The sequence below is a fragment of the Paenarthrobacter sp. 22069 genome, assembly GCF_052046035.1.
Taxonomy (GTDB): domain Bacteria; phylum Actinomycetota; class Actinomycetes; order Actinomycetales; family Micrococcaceae; genus Arthrobacter.
This window is the reverse complement of record NZ_JBQEQF010000014.1, coordinates 131,337-144,702: the sequence shown is the minus strand read 5'-3', so window position 1 is coordinate 144,702 and position 13,366 is coordinate 131,337. Positions and strand designations below refer to the sequence as shown.

Sequence of the window (13,366 nt, the reverse complement as noted above, 5' to 3'; positions counted from 1 at the left end):
GTGGAGGCCGACGTCGTGATCGAATCCTCCGGAAACCACCACGGCCTCGCCTCAGCCATCAACGGCGCGGTCCGCGGCGGGACCGTGGTCATGGTCGGGCTGCTGCCCACCGGCATGCAGCCGGTCCCCATCTCGCTGGCCATCACCCGCGAACTGGACCTCAAAGGATCCTTCCGCTTCAACGACGAAATCGACCAGGTCATCACCGCCCTCGCCGACCGCTCACTCCACATCGGCCCCGTCATCACCCACGAATACCCCCTCGCCGACGCCCTGCACGCCTTCGAAGTCGCCAAAGACTCCACCACCTCCGGCAAAGTCCTCCTCAGCTTCGGGGATGGGGGCTGACGGTTACTGCCGCACGGGGATAAAGACGCGGGGCTGCTCCGTCCAGGTGTCGGCCATCTGGGACATGGTCCGGCGCATGATCCGGTCGGAGGCCTCGCGGGCGGACGCGGCGTCGCCCCTGGCAATCGCCTCGGCCACGTCCTGGTGCCACTGCAGTGCGGCCTGGTGCGGGTGGTCGGGCATCAGGCCGTGGACGGTGCGGCCAGTCAGCGTTTCGGCCACCTGTCCCATCAGGTTGGCGAACATCTCGTTGCCGGAACCGGAGAGCAGCAGCGAATGGAAACGGATGTCCAGTTCCAGGAAGCGGGTAACTTCGCCGTTGTTGCCGGCTTCCCTCATGGCCCGGGCCACGTCCACGAGTTCCATCCGCAGCGGCGCCGGGGCGTTCTGCGCTGCCAGCTCCGCGGCTGCCGGCTCGACGGCGGCGCGCAGCTCGGCAAGGGACCGCAGCTGGGCGCCACGGGCGTCACTGGCCAGCCGCCAGCGGATCACCTGCGGATCGAAGGGGTTCCAGCGGCTGGCGGGGAGAACCCGGATGCCCACACGTTTGGTGGTTTCCACCAGTCCCAGGGACTGCAGGACGCGAACCGCCTCGCGGATCACCGACCGTGACACCTTGAGTTCGTCCTCCAGCTGTTCGGCGAGCATCACATGGCCCGCGGGGAGGTCCCCCGAGATGATCCGGGTGCCCAGGTTGTCGATGGCACGGTGATGCAGGCTGCTGGTCATGCTGCTAAGCCTAGTTGTTGCCAAACCCCTGGTTGATCGTGGTTCCTTCGCCGTGGCGGACGCCCGGGGTCGCGGCAGTAGGCCTGGACCGACACAATGGGTTCCATTAAGCGGCCGCCACTTTCGCGTCACAGCCAGAATATATATGCTTTATTCGGACCCTCAGATATGCCCCGGTGTCTTCCCGCCCTGCGGAAACGGGCGCCGCGGGCAAACTATGAATTGGAGTTATTGATGTCTGCACACATCGGTGTCACCGGCCTGGCCGTCATGGGCGCCAACCTCGCCCGCAACCTTGCCCGCAACGGCTTCACGGTCGCCCTGCACAACAGGTCGGTGGAGAAGACGGACGCGCTGCTGGAAAAGCACGGCTCGGAGGGTGACTTCATCCGGACCGAATCCCTGCAGGAACTGGTTGACTCGCTGGAGAAGCCGCGCCGTGTCCTGATCATGGTCAAGGCCGGCAAGCCCGTGGACTCGGTCATCGAACAGCTCGAGCCGCTGCTCGAGCCGGGCGACATCATCATCGACGCCGGCAACTCGCACTACGAGGACACCCGCCGCCGGGAGGCCGCGCTGGCCAAGAAGGACCTGCACTTCGTGGGCGTCGGTGTGTCCGGCGGCGAAGAGGGCGCACTGAACGGCCCCTCTATCATGCCCGGCGGCTCGAAGGAGTCCTACAAGGCCCTTGGCCCGCTGCTGGAAAAGATCTCCGCAAAGGTCGACGGGGAACCCTGCTGCGCCTGGATCGGCACCGACGGCGCGGGCCACTTCGTCAAGATGGTCCACAACGGCATCGAATACGCGGACATGCAGGTCATTGGCGAGGCCTTCGACCTGCTGCGCTCCGGCGCCGGCATCGAGCCTGCCGAGCAGGCAAAGATCTTCTCCGAGTGGAACCAGGGCGAGCTTTCGTCCTTCCTCATCGAAATCTCCGCCGAGGTCCTGGGCCACGTTGACGCCAAGACCGGCAAGCCGTTCGTCGACGTCGTGGTTGACGCCGCCGGCCAGAAGGGCACCGGCCGGTGGACCGTCATCTCCGCCCTGGAACTGGGCTCGCCGGTTTCCGGCATCGCAGAATCGGTCTTCGCCCGCGCCCTCTCCTCCCAGGCCGCACAGCGCAAGCTTGGCCAGGAACTGCTGGCGGGCAATGAAGCCACCGTGGAAATCCCCGAGACGTTCGTCGAGGATGTCCGCCAGGCCCTCTACGCCTCCAAGCTGGTTTCCTACGCCCAGGGCCTGGACATGCTCACCTCAGCTGCCAAGGAATACGGCTGGGACCTGAAGCTGGACGAAATCGCCTCCCTGTGGCGGGCAGGCTGCATCATCCGCGCAGAGCTGCTCAAGGACATCACCAAGGCCTACGCCGCGGACGAGAAGCCTGCGAACCTGCTGTTCGCTCCGGCGTTCACCAAGGCCATCGCCGAGGCCTTGCCGGCGTGGCGCCGCGTGGTTGCCACCGCCGTTCAGCTGGGCATCCCGGTGCCGGTGTTCTCGTCGTCGCTCGCGTACTACGACGGCCTGCGCCGCAAGCGCGTGGCTGCCGCACTCATCCAGGGCCAGCGCGACCTCTTCGGCGCGCACACCTACGGACGTGTTGACGCCGAAGGGACCTTCCACACCCTCTGGGGCGAGGACAAGTCCGAGGTTGAAGCAGTGGACACGCACTAGCACCTGCTGCCGCTAACAAAGGCGGGCAGGTCCCCGGTAACCCAGGGACCTGCCCGCCTTTTGCTGTTACTGCCGGAAGATCAAATCCGGTATTCGATGTCGTATTCGGCCGGGTCCACGGCGGGCTTGGTTTCCCGCTGCGCATCCCGGTGCCGCCATTTCGCGGGCACGCCCGTGACGATGGACTCCGGCGGCGCATCCTTGACCACAACGGCGTTGGCGCCCACGGCGCTGTCCCGGCCAATCGTGATAGGTCCCAGGACCTTGGCGCCGGCGCCGATGGTTACCCTGTCGCCGATGGTGGGATGGCGCTTGATCCGGGCCAGCGAGCGGCCGCCCAGCGTCACGCCGTGGTAGATCATCACGTCCTCGCCGATCTCGGCGGTCTCCCCAATCACCACCCCCATGCCGTGGTCGATGAAGAACCGCCGGCCTATGGTGGCGCCCGGGTGGATCTCAATACCCGTCCAGGACCGGCCGAGCTGTGACAGGAGCCGGGCGGGAAAGCGCAGGGAAGGGTTCTGCCACATGCGGTGCGTCAGCCGGTGGATCCAGATGGCGTGCAGGCCGGAATAGGCGAAAAAGTTCTCGAAAGAACCTCGAGCCGCCGGGTCATGGGACCGGGCGGCGTCGAGGTCTTCCTTTAGTCTTGCGAAAAAGCCCACAAAGTTCTTTCTACAGGAAACGGGCGGATGGCAGCTTGATCAGCCGCGGATGTCGTCATAGAGGACGGTGGAGATGTAACGCTCACCGAAGTCGCAGACCACAGCGACGATCAGCTTGCCGGCATTTTCCGGCCGCTTCGCGAGCTCCAGTGCAGCCCAGACGATGGCGCCGGAGGAGATGCCGCCAAGGATGCCCTCCTTGATGCCCAGCTCGCGGGCTACGCGGACCGAATCCTCGAGCGTGGCGTCGATGACCTCGTCGTAGACATTGGTGTCCAGAAGCTCGGGTATGAAGTTGGCACCCAGGCCCTGGATCTTGTGCGGGCCGGGGGCGCCGCCGTTCAGGATGGCGGAGTCCTTCGGTTCCACGGCCACGATCTGCACGCCGGGCTTGCGCTCCTTCAGGACCTGTCCGACGCCGGTGATGGTTCCCCCGGTGCCGATGCCCGCAACGAAGATGTCTACGGCACCGTCAGTGTCGGCCCAGACCTCCTCGGCAGTGGTCTTGCGGTGGATCTCCGGGTTGGCTTCGTTGGCGAACTGCTGGGCCCAAATGGAGTTTTCGGTGTTGGCCACAATCTCCTGGGCCTTCTCCACAGCGCCGCGCATGCCTTCGGATCCCGGGGTCAGGACGATCTCTGCGCCAAAGGCGCGCAGCATGACCCGACGCTCGGTGGACATGGTTTCGGGCATGGTGAGGATGACCTTGTAACCGCGGGCTGCGCCCACCATGGCCAGGGCAATGCCCGTGTTGCCGGAGGTGCCTTCAACAATGGTGCCACCGGGCTTCAGGGCGCCCGACTTTTCCGCGGCGTCGATGATGGCAACCCCGATGCGGTCCTTGACGCTGTTCGCCGGGTTGTAGAACTCCAGCTTCACGGCAACGGTGGCGTCCAGCCCCTCGCTGAGCCGGTTCAACCGAACCAGCGGGGTCCCGCCGACCAGCTGCGTTACATCGTCATAGATCCGTGCCATGTACATACGCCTATCTCTGAGGGGTGAATACTGAGGTCAGCCTAACGAGGCCGCGTAACGGTGGCTAAGCGTTAAGCCATGCAGAGTAATATTTCCGGGCCTTGGCCAGCTTGGGGTTGATGATCACCTGGCAGTACCCCTGCTCGGGATGCTTCCCGTAGTAGTCCTGGTGGAATTCCTCCGCCACGTAGAACCGGGGCAACCGGCTTACCTCCGTGACGATCGGGTGCGGCCACAGCGCCTGGTTCCGTTCGATGGCTTCCTCGAACAGGATCTTTTCCTCCGTGGTCTCGTAGAACATGACGGAGCGGTACTGGGTGCCCACGTCGTACCCCTGGCGGTTCAGGGTAGTGGGGTCGTGCAGGGCGAAGAACATGTCCAGGATGACCTCCGCCGGGATGACCTCCTCATCGAAGGTCACGGCCACCACCTCGGCGTGCCCGGTAGTTCCGCTGCAGACCGAATAGTAATCCGGATGCGGATCAAACCCACCGGTGTAGCCGGACACCACCGACGTGACACCCCTGGTCTTCTGGTAGACAGCGTCGAGGCACCAAAAGCAGCCCCCGCCCAGAACAAAAGTTTTCATGACCTCTTCAATGGTTGACGGCGCCGGATCATTCCCAGCCGGCATTCCCGGCCGCCCGTTCACGGCCGCAATCTGCGGCCGGGCACGGGCCATGGGGTAAAACTAAGACTATGGAACCTGTGGACACCGACGTTACCGGCCAGGAAGATCACGACGACGGAACCTCCTCCGGCACGCCGGCCCCGGCCGGTTCGGTGGACGCGCCCACCCTGGCGGAACTGCTCCTTGCCGTCGAGGAACTGTGGCCGGAGTCCCTGGCGGAGAACTGGGACGAGGTGGGGCTCGTGGCCGGCCACCCTTCCGCGCCCGTCAGCAAGGTGATGTTTGCGGTGGACCCCACGCTGGAGGTCATTGACGAAGCCGTTGAGTGGGGGGCCGAACTGCTCATCACCCACCACCCCCTACTGCTCAAAGGTGTTACGTCCGTCGCGGCCACCACGGCGAAAGGCCGGGCAGTCCACCGGCTTATCGAGGCGGGCACGGCACTGCTGACCGTCCACACCAACGGCGACTCCGCCGTCGGAGGTGTTTCCGATGTCCTGGCCGATGCCCTTGGCCTCCAGGACGTCGCTCCGCTGTCCCTGGCAGCCAACGGGCTGCCGGAGGAAGGCATCGGGCGTGTCGGCGACCTTGCCGACGCCATGAGCCTGGGCGACTTTGCCGCCCGGGTATTCGGGATCCTGCCGTCGGTTGCCGGGGGAGTCCGGGTATCCGGCGACAAGGACGGACTGGTGCGGCGCATAGCAGTGTGCGGAGGTGCCGGCGACTCCCTCTTCGACGAGGTGCGGGCCACCAACGCCGATGTCTACGTCACGGCTGACCTCCGCCACCATCCGGCCTCCGAGGCCCGCGAGGCCGCATTGAACGGGCGCCCCTACCTGGTTGACGTCTCGCATTTCGCGAGCGAATGGCTCTGGCTGCCGGCCGCGGCTGCAGCACTCGGCAACGTGCTGGCAGACCAGGGCCATGACGTGGAGATCCGGGTCAGCACCACCAACAGCGATCCGTGGGACTTCATCCTGACTCCGGGCTGACTCCCACGCCCGGTCCGGACTCGCCCGGTCCGGGCATGGGGCAGGCCCCCACATGCCTCCCGTCCGGGCACGGCCGGCAGGGCCAGGCGCTAGAGTCTAGGAAGCGCCGGTTCGGTGCCCGGCCCACGGCCGGTAGGTATCAAGCGGAGGTAACAGTGGCCAAGGCAGCACCGGCGGAACAGTTGAAATTGCTCGAACTGCAGGGCCTGGACGCCAAGCTCAAATCCCTGGCCACCCGCCGCCGCTCGCTGGAAAACGACCCCCGCATCAAGGACCTTGAGGCCGCGCTGTCCGTAGCGAACGGGGAACTGGGCGCAGCAAAGGTGGCCGTGCACGACGCCGAAGCCGCGCTGAAGCGGGCGGAGGCCGACGTCGAGCAGGTCGCCTCACGGATCGAACGCGACGAAGCCCGGCTCAACAGCGGCACCGGACTGTCCAAAGACCTGGTGGCTCTGCAGAAGGACATTGCCTCGCTCAACAAGCGGCGCTCGGACTTGGAGGATGTGGAGCTCGAAGTCCTGGAGCAGCTGGACACGCTGCGGGCGCGGCAGGCGGCGCAGCAGCAGATCGTTGACGACATCCAGGGTTCCTTCGGCACCATCAGGGCCGAACTGGATGCGGCGCTGGCAGAGGTGGAAACGGAAGCCTCCGGGCTGCGGGCCCAGCGGAGCGAATTCGCAGCAGGGCTGGATGGCGGCCTGCTCAGCGTCTACGAAAAAACCCTGGCCCGGCGGGGTGTGGGCGCGGCACGGCTCTTCCACGGCACCTCCGAAGCCTCCGGCATGAGGCTCAGCCCGGGCGACCTCGCTGAAATCAAGGCGGCCGCGCCCGAGGACATTGTTTTCTGCCCCGACTCCGGAGCCATCCTGGTCCGCTCCGACGAGTGGTCCTGACTGCCGGGGCAATCAGCCAGGCAGGATGATGTTCAGGGCATGCGGCTTCCGGGCCATGGCCGGTACCAGCTCCGCGTCCCACTTTTCGCGGGCGGCCTTCAGGAGGTCCGACGGCGTCTCCGGGGCTTTTCCGCGCCGCGTCAGCAGGTGGCGCGCCAGTTCGCCCCGGGTGTGCTTGGCGAAATGGCTCACCACCTTGCGGACGCCGCCTGCCTCCGTGAAGACATTGACCGACACGGTCTGGCCGGGCGGCGGCGCCCACGCGGCGGCATAGGTGCTGGACCGGCAGTCCACCAGCAGGTGGTCCTCGGCCGCGGGACCCAGCGTTTCGCCGAGCTGCGCCTTCCAAAATGGAGCCAGCCGGCCGACGTCGGGCAGTGCCGCGGCCATGGACAGCCGGTAGGCCGGCACACGGTCGGCGAAGCGAAGGGCGCCCCACAGGGCCGAAACCACCAGCACTGACGCGTCCGCCTTGCGCCGCTGCGCCGGCGTCAGGCTCCGGTAGCCGAGGGCGTCGTACAGGACGCCCGAGTAGATGCTGTGTGCGGGGGCGGCAGGCTCGGCGTGCAGCCGGGTATTGCGTTCGACGTCGTCACGCAGCGAGGCGCCGACCCCCAGCAGGGCGAGGGCGTCCTGGTGGGCGCTGGCCGTCCCCAGGGCTTCCAGGACTTTGGCGCGGTACGGGTTGAGTTCCGGAAAGCCCAGGGAGGACCAGTCGACGGCGGGTCCGCTGAGGGCGGGCGTCTTGCCTTCGGAGGGGGGAAGCAGAATCAGCACCGTCCGATCCTACCGGCGACAAAAGCGGCGGCCTGCCCCGGTAGACTGGACGCGGATGGGACAGCCAGACGGCCGCGCGTCACGCAAGTGGCTCGAGGAACGTCCGGGCTCCGCAGGGCAGGGTGGTGGGTAACACCCACTCGGGGTAACCCGCAGGCCAGTGCCACAGAAAACAGACCGCCTGCAGTTCCGGTTCCGGCCGGGGCAGGTAAGGGTGAAACGGTGGTGTAAGAGACCACCAGCTTCCCGGGTGACCGGGAAGGCTAGGTAAACCCCACCCGGAGCAAGGCCAGACAGGACACGTTCGAGGGCTGCCCGCCCGAGTGTCCGGGTAGGCCGCTGGAGGGTGCCGGCAACGGTACTCGTAGATGGATGGCCGTCGCTCCCTTTCCGGTAACGGCAGGGAGAACAGAACCCGGCGTACCGGCTGTCCCATCCACACCCCCCGTTTGACCCCGGGCTTTGTGTTGGCGATGCTGTACCGTGCCCGTAATTCCTGACACGCATCCAGCATCCCCCAACGGCCTCCCCGGGCTACGTTCCCAGATCATTGCCCTCGCCGGATTCCTGGCGCTGTCTGCTGTGGCCTGGGCCCTCGCCTCGGTTCCCATCATCCTGAACTCGAACGGCTGGTACGCCAGCTCGGAGAGAGCCCCCTGGATGCCGCCGTCGTGGATGTTCCGGACCACCTGGATGCTGCTCTACGCCGGCGTGGCCGTTGCGGCCTGGCGGGTGTGGCGCAAAGGCGGACTGACGGGCGGCGCCCGTGCCGGCTACGTGGTCCAGCTGCTGCTCAACACGGCATGGCCGGTGGCCTTCTTCGGCATGTACCCCATGCTCGGCACGGCGGCCCTCTGGGCTGCGTTCCTGGTTATCTGTGTCCTGGCGGCAACCCTGGCATTCCTCATTCTGCGGTTCGGGCCCGTGGACGCCGCCGCCGGGATCCTGGTGCTGCCCTACTTCTCCTGGCTCGTCTTCTCCGGCAGCCTGAACCTCTATTCGGCCCTCCATAACTGAGGAACGCCCACCTCCGGGCACGGGCGCACGTGTGAGTGATTTCACGCAACACAAATGTGTTCCCTGCACCGGGCCAAATTAGAATGGATTCCGGACGCAGGAGTTCTACCGCCGAAAGTTGCGTCCGCAACCGGCGGTTTTTCTTTGCACGCGATCCAGGTGCCTGGGGGCCATCCCTGCAGGCGCCGGTGCCCCTGGACATCATCAGGTGGCCTACATCTGTGTACGACGACGTACACGGCTGAACCGAGGAAGGTATTTCTGTGAGCCAGACGTCTGATTCTTGTCTTGATACGTGGATGGGCCGGGAGGCCCTCGCCGAGGCCATGATCCCGGTGATCGGCAGGCTGTACCGCGATAACAACGTGGTGACCAGCATCCACGGCCGGAGCCTGATCAACAAGTCCACCATGAACATCCTGAAGGCGCACCGCTTCGCGCGCAGGATGAGCAAGGACGAACTGCTCCTGGAGGAAACGGCGCCCCTGCTCAACACGCTGGCCGGACTCGAACTCGGTGCGGCCGCCATCGACATCGCCCGGCTGAACCAGAAGTTCAAGGAAGAGGGCAACGGCGCCACCCTTGAAGAGTTCCTCCGCGACGAGCTCGCCGAGATCGTGGGCAAGCGGGGCGGCGACGACCGCACCAGCACGGACGTTGTGCTCTACGGTTTTGGCCGCATCGGCCGGCTCCTGGCACGCCTCCTCATCGAAAAGGCCGGTGGCGGCCACGGCCTGCGCCTGCGCGCCATTGTGGTGCGCCGCGGCTCCGACAACGATCTGTCAAAGCGTGCCAGCCTGCTGCGCCGCGACTCCGTCCACGGCTCCTTCGAAGGCACCATCCGCATCGACGAGGCCGCCAACACCATCACGGCCAACGGCGTGCAGATCCAGGTCATCTACTCGAACGACCCCGCCACCATCGACTACACCGCCTACGGCATCAAGGACGCCCTCGTGGTGGACAACACCGGCCGCTGGCGCGATGCCGAAGGCCTGTCCCAGCACCTGCAGAGCAAGGGCGTGGCACGGGTCCTGCTGACCGCACCGGGCAAGGGCGAGCTGAAGAACATCGTCCACGGCATCAACCAGCGGGACATCACCGATTCGGACCGCATCGTGTCCGCAGCGTCCTGCACCACCAACGCCATCACCCCGGTCCTGAAGGCCATCAACGACAAGTTCGGCGTGGTGCACGGCCACGTGGAAACCGTCCACTCCTTCACCAACGACCAGAACCTGATCGACAACTTCCACAAGGGTGACCGCCGCGGCCGGTCCGCCGCCCTGAACATGGTCATCACCGAAACCGGCGCCGCCAAGGCAGTTGCCAAGGCCCTGCCCGAACTCCTGGGCAAGCTCACCGGCAGCTCGATCCGCGTCCCCACTCCGGACGTGTCGCTGGCCATCCTGAACCTCACCCTCGAAAACGGCACCACCAAGGACGAGGTCAACAACTACCTCCGCGAAATGTCGCTGCACTCGGACCTGCGCAAGCAGATCGACTACATCGATTCGCCCGAGGTCGTGTCCACCGACTTCGTGGGCTCCCGCCGCGCCGGCATCGTAGACGGGCTGGCCACGGTCTCCACCGACAAGAACCTGGTCCTTTACGTGTGGTACGACAACGAGTTCGGCTACAGCTGCCAGGTGGTGCGCGTCATGGAGGAGATGGCCGGTGTGAACCCGCCGTCCTTCCCTGCCAAGGAAAGTGCCGCGGCACTCGCCGCGATTGCCGTCTGACCGGTTCCGACACGTTCGGGGAATTCCCGGCTGGTTCTCTGGAATCAGCCGGGAATCGGTACCAGACTTGTGGCATGGACAACGAATCGACACTTCAGCACGAAACCACCCTCGAACACGCCCTCGACGTGGCGAAAGCCAACCACAAGGAAGCGGTGCGGTTGCTTGAGCACGCCCGTGCGGCACACAAGACTGGCGATGTCAGTGAGGACCGCGTCCGCCAGCTTGAGGGGCTGCTGGCCATAGCCGAGGAAGACCTGCGACGGGTAGCCAGGGAGCAATAAGCCAAGGTTCAGCCCCGGCCGTGTGACCCATTACTCGTCCTCAACAGTGTGGATATCAGCGGCCGGGGCATCCCTTTGTCCTAGGCTCTTGGGGTGCCCGACATTCCCCTTCCGGCGTCAGCCCCATGACCATCAAGTGGTCCGCCTACCGCCGCAGCCGGCGCCGTTCCCGGCAGGCCTGGGCGCTCCTCGGCACGGCTGCCGCGGGCATCCTTGCCGTTCTCTTTTGGTTTTTCACCTCCGGCCAGTTTGGCGCAGCAGGCGCCCAGCCGGATGGACCAACAGAAGCGCCCGTTTTCGACAGCCTATGGATGAAGCCGGTCCAGGAGCCCCGCCCGGTGCCGGAGGGCACCGCCCTCGCGGCCCTGGACGGCCTCGCCGTGAAGGGCAGGGCCCCGAACACCGGCTATACCCGCGAGGCTTTTGGCCAGGCCTGGCTGGATGTGGACCGGAACGGTTGCGATACCCGCAATGACATCCTTCGCCGGGACCTGGCCGGCGTGGTCTTTTCCGAGGGCTCCACCTGTAAGGTCACCGCCGGCCATTTCCGGGAACCTTATACAGGCCGGGACACCGACTTCCGCCGCGGACAGGACAGCAGCCGAGCGGTCCAGATAGACCATGTGGTGGCACTGGGCGACGCCTGGCAGAAAGGGGCTCAGGGCCTTAACCCCATGGAACGGCAGAGCCTCGCGAACGACCCCCTGAACCTCGTCGCGGCGGACGGGACGGCGAATCAGCAAAAAAGCGCCGGCGACGCCGCCACCTGGCTGCCAAAGAACACAGCCATACGCTGCCACTACGTTGCCCGCCAGATCTCGGTGAAGGCGGCCTACGGGCTATGGGTAACTCCAGCCGAAAAGGACGCCATGAAAAACGTCCTCTCCTCCTGCCCGCAGCAGCAGACCATCACAGCCCGGCCCGTCCAAACCGCCCGCTGACCCGCGGGGATCCGGAGACGGGCCGTCCGGGAGGACGCGGTCAGTGGCCGAACGGGTCCGGATCAACACCGGGCATCCAGGTCAGCCCCGGAACTCCCCACCCGTTCTTCTTTGCCTGCTTCCTGGCCTTGCGGGAGTAACGGTCAATCAGCCGGTTGACGTACAGCTTGCCGTCCAGATGGTCGTACTCGTGCTGGATCACCCGTGCGAACCAGCCGGTGGCCTCGAACTTGACGGGATGGCCGAACCCGTCAAAACCCTCCACGCGTGCCCATTCCGCCCGCTTCAGTGGATACTGCTCGCCCGGGAAGGACAGGCAGCCCTCTTCCTCCTCATCAGGGTCCGGAGCTGCGCCGGAGACCTTCGACAGGGTCAGGACGGGATTCACCAGGACCCCGGTCGGGGGAGCGCCGTCGTCATTGGCGTACTTGTAGACAAAGATGCGCTTGCCCACGCCAACCTGCGGGGCGGCGAGTCCCACCCCGTTCGCGGCTTCGTTGGTTTCGAACATGTCGGCAATCAGGGTGCGGAGTTCGTCGTCGAAAACTTCCACCTCGGTGGCCCGCCGGTGGAGGACGGGCTCGCCCCAGATGGTGATCGGCAGAACAGTCATATCAGTAGTCCTTCAGCTTTCGCGGTGTCCCCGGCTCGTGTGGACGTGCCCCGTGGGGCACAACAAAGGAGGCCGCACCGGATATCCGGTGCGGCCTCCTTTGTTGACGGCTGCATGTGCCGCCCCGTGAGGGTGAGCGACGGGGGTTGAACCCGCGACCTCCTGGACCACAACCAGGCGCTCTGCCAACTGAGCTACGCCCACCATGTGCCTCAGGGGATTTCCGCCTTAGCGGCTCCCCGGAAACGCAACTCAAATAGCTTACCTGCTCAAAGGGAGTGCTTTGTCCACTTTCAGTGTTTTGCCGAAAAAATTTGTGCAAACGTGGCGCAGATTACCCGGCGGCCTGCCCGCCGGGGCCGCCGCCGGTGATTCCCTTCGCGATTTTCTGCGCAGTGGCGCTGTCCGGCCCGGGGGACGGGACGAACACAGCTTCACGGTAGTACCGCAGTTCGTCGATCGAGTCCTTGATGTCGCCCAGGGCACGGTGGCCGCCTTTCTTGGCGGGCGACTGGAAGTATGCCCGCGCGTACCAGCGGCGGGACAGTTCCTTGATGGTGCTGACATCGATGACCCGGTAGTGGAGGTGCTCCACCACGGTGGGCATGTCGCGGGACAGGAAGACGCGGTCCGTCCCCACCGAGTTTCCGCCCAGGGGTGCCTTGCGGGGGTCCGGAACCCAGGTCGAGATGTACTCCATGACGGCGGCTTCGGCTTCTGCCATGGTCTTACCGTGCGGAAGTTCCGCCAGCAGCCCGGACTTTGTGTGCATGTCGCGGACGAAGTCGGACATCTGGGCCACCGCCGCATCATCGGGTTTGATGACCACATCGACACCTTCGCCGAGGATGTTCAGTTCTGAATCGGTGACCAGGGCTGCCACTTCGATGAGGGCGTCGTTCTTGATGTCCAGGCCGGTCATTTCGCAGTCGATCCAGACGATTCGTTCGTTAGATATAGGCACCGGTCCAGCCTACCGTTACACTCCCTGGCGCCCGGCCGATGCTAGGATTTCGCATACGCGGCGGGTCGCACGTCCGCCCTGAACCATGCCCCGGCCGGGCCGCGTGTCCCGCCGGCCAAACCGC

15 protein-coding genes, 1 tRNA gene and 1 other RNA gene are annotated in these 13,366 nt (G+C 65.6%); 9 read left to right on the top strand and 8 right to left on the bottom strand.

All coding sequences use genetic code 11. The annotated features are described in order from the left end of the window. Positions 1 to 348: zinc-binding dehydrogenase (locus ACTJK0_RS13380; protein WP_440745492.1), on the top strand; the 348-nt coding region annotated here is incomplete at its 5' end. 3 nt (positions 349 to 351) lie between these two features. On the opposite strand, the gene ACTJK0_RS13375 is transcribed toward ACTJK0_RS13380, so the two are convergent. After that, a complete protein-coding gene (locus ACTJK0_RS13375) occupies positions 352 to 1,077 on the bottom strand; it encodes a FadR/GntR family transcriptional regulator (RefSeq protein ID WP_440745491.1) in 726 nt (241 codons plus the stop codon). Positions 1,078 to 1,311: 234 nt separating this feature from the next. Between ACTJK0_RS13375 and gndA the strand changes: the two genes are divergently transcribed. After that, positions 1,312 to 2,748, top strand: a complete 1,437-nt coding sequence (gene gndA, locus ACTJK0_RS13370) for an NADP-dependent phosphogluconate dehydrogenase (protein ID WP_110540916.1) — start codon at positions 1,312 to 1,314, stop codon at positions 2,746 to 2,748. A gap of 80 nt (positions 2,749 to 2,828) precedes the next feature. On the opposite strand, the gene epsC is transcribed toward gndA, so the two are convergent. The 3 genes from epsC to msrA form a co-directional block, all read right to left on the bottom strand. Next, positions 2,829 to 3,413, bottom strand: coding sequence for a serine O-acetyltransferase EpsC (gene epsC, locus ACTJK0_RS13365; RefSeq protein ID WP_110540915.1), 585 nt, complete (start codon positions 3,411 to 3,413; stop codon positions 2,829 to 2,831). Between the two features lie 39 nt (positions 3,414 to 3,452). After that, complete coding sequence (gene cysK, locus ACTJK0_RS13360; RefSeq protein WP_110542046.1) at positions 3,453 to 4,388, bottom strand: cysteine synthase A; 936 nt, start codon at positions 4,386 to 4,388, stop codon at positions 3,453 to 3,455. A gap of 64 nt (positions 4,389 to 4,452) precedes the next feature. Further along, complete coding sequence (msrA, locus tag ACTJK0_RS13355; protein ID WP_440745490.1) at positions 4,453 to 4,977, bottom strand: peptide-methionine (S)-S-oxide reductase MsrA; 525 nt, start codon at positions 4,975 to 4,977, stop codon at positions 4,453 to 4,455. A 110-nt stretch (positions 4,978 to 5,087) separates the two neighbouring features. Between msrA and ACTJK0_RS13350 the strand changes: the two genes are divergently transcribed. Next, positions 5,088 to 6,011, top strand: coding sequence for a Nif3-like dinuclear metal center hexameric protein (locus ACTJK0_RS13350; protein ID WP_440745489.1), 924 nt, complete (start codon positions 5,088 to 5,090; stop codon positions 6,009 to 6,011). A gap of 155 nt (positions 6,012 to 6,166) precedes the next feature. Then, positions 6,167 to 6,904 (top strand): zinc ribbon domain-containing protein, encoded by a 738-nt coding sequence (locus ACTJK0_RS13345; protein ID WP_440745488.1) that lies wholly within the window; start codon positions 6,167 to 6,169, stop codon positions 6,902 to 6,904. A 12-nt stretch (positions 6,905 to 6,916) separates the two neighbouring features. Here ACTJK0_RS13345 and ACTJK0_RS13340 read toward each other — a convergent pair whose 3' ends face one another. Continuing rightward, positions 6,917 to 7,681, bottom strand: coding sequence for a YaaA family protein (locus ACTJK0_RS13340; RefSeq protein WP_440745487.1), 765 nt, complete (start codon positions 7,679 to 7,681; stop codon positions 6,917 to 6,919). Between the two features lie 56 nt (positions 7,682 to 7,737). Between ACTJK0_RS13340 and rnpB the strand changes: the two genes are divergently transcribed. The 5 genes from rnpB (at position 7,738) to ACTJK0_RS13315 (ending at position 11,665) form a co-directional block, all read left to right on the top strand. Further along, positions 7,738 to 8,120: RNase P RNA component class A (gene rnpB, locus ACTJK0_RS13335), an RNA gene on the top strand. A gap of 44 nt (positions 8,121 to 8,164) precedes the next feature. Next, entirely contained in the window at positions 8,165 to 8,698 is a 534-nt protein-coding gene (locus tag ACTJK0_RS13330; protein WP_440745486.1) for a TspO/MBR family protein, read from the top strand. 263 nt (positions 8,699 to 8,961) lie between these two features. After that, complete coding sequence (locus ACTJK0_RS13325; protein WP_440745485.1) at positions 8,962 to 10,440, top strand: glyceraldehyde-3-phosphate dehydrogenase; 1,479 nt, start codon at positions 8,962 to 8,964, stop codon at positions 10,438 to 10,440. Positions 10,441 to 10,514: 74 nt separating this feature from the next. Further along, positions 10,515 to 10,724: a hypothetical protein gene (locus ACTJK0_RS13320; protein WP_110540909.1), complete on the top strand. Its 210-nt coding sequence runs from the start codon at positions 10,515 to 10,517 to the stop codon at positions 10,722 to 10,724. Positions 10,725 to 10,849: 125 nt separating this feature from the next. Further along, complete coding sequence (locus ACTJK0_RS13315) at positions 10,850 to 11,665, top strand: HNH endonuclease family protein (RefSeq protein ID WP_440745484.1); 816 nt, start codon at positions 10,850 to 10,852, stop codon at positions 11,663 to 11,665. A gap of 40 nt (positions 11,666 to 11,705) precedes the next feature. Here the strand turns inward: ACTJK0_RS13315 and def are convergent, their stop codons facing one another. The 3 genes from def to orn form a co-directional block, all read right to left on the bottom strand. Then, complete coding sequence (def, locus tag ACTJK0_RS13310) at positions 11,706 to 12,278, bottom strand: peptide deformylase (protein ID WP_110540907.1); 573 nt, start codon at positions 12,276 to 12,278, stop codon at positions 11,706 to 11,708. Positions 12,279 to 12,409: 131 nt separating this feature from the next. After that, positions 12,410 to 12,482 (bottom strand) — tRNA-His (locus ACTJK0_RS13305). 130 nt (positions 12,483 to 12,612) lie between these two features. Continuing rightward, positions 12,613 to 13,242: an oligoribonuclease gene (gene orn, locus ACTJK0_RS13300; protein WP_110540906.1), complete on the bottom strand. Its 630-nt coding sequence runs from the start codon at positions 13,240 to 13,242 to the stop codon at positions 12,613 to 12,615. Positions 13,243 to 13,366 lie beyond the last annotated feature (124 nt).

Excerpts from the sequence above, each read along its gene's own strand:
- ACTJK0_RS13315 (WP_440745484.1), top strand. The coding sequence starts at position 10,850 with ATGACCATCAAGTGGTCCGCCTACCGCCGCAGCCGGCGCCGTTCCCGG.
- ACTJK0_RS13320 (WP_110540909.1), top strand. The coding sequence starts at position 10,515 with ATGGACAACGAATCGACACTTCAGCACGAAACCACCCTCGAACACGCC.
- ACTJK0_RS13350 (WP_440745489.1), top strand. The coding sequence starts at position 5,088 with ATGGAACCTGTGGACACCGACGTTACCGGCCAGGAAGATCACGACGAC.
- def (WP_110540907.1), bottom strand. The coding sequence starts at position 12,278 with ATGACTGTTCTGCCGATCACCATCTGGGGCGAGCCCGTCCTCCACCGG.
- gndA (WP_110540916.1), top strand. The coding sequence starts at position 1,312 with ATGTCTGCACACATCGGTGTCACCGGCCTGGCCGTCATGGGCGCCAAC.
- ACTJK0_RS13375 (WP_440745491.1), bottom strand. The coding sequence starts at position 1,077 with ATGACCAGCAGCCTGCATCACCGTGCCATCGACAACCTGGGCACCCGG.
- cysK (WP_110542046.1), bottom strand. The coding sequence starts at position 4,388 with ATGGCACGGATCTATGACGATGTAACGCAGCTGGTCGGCGGGACCCCG.
- msrA (WP_440745490.1), bottom strand. The coding sequence starts at position 4,977 with ATGAAAACTTTTGTTCTGGGCGGGGGCTGCTTTTGGTGCCTCGACGCT.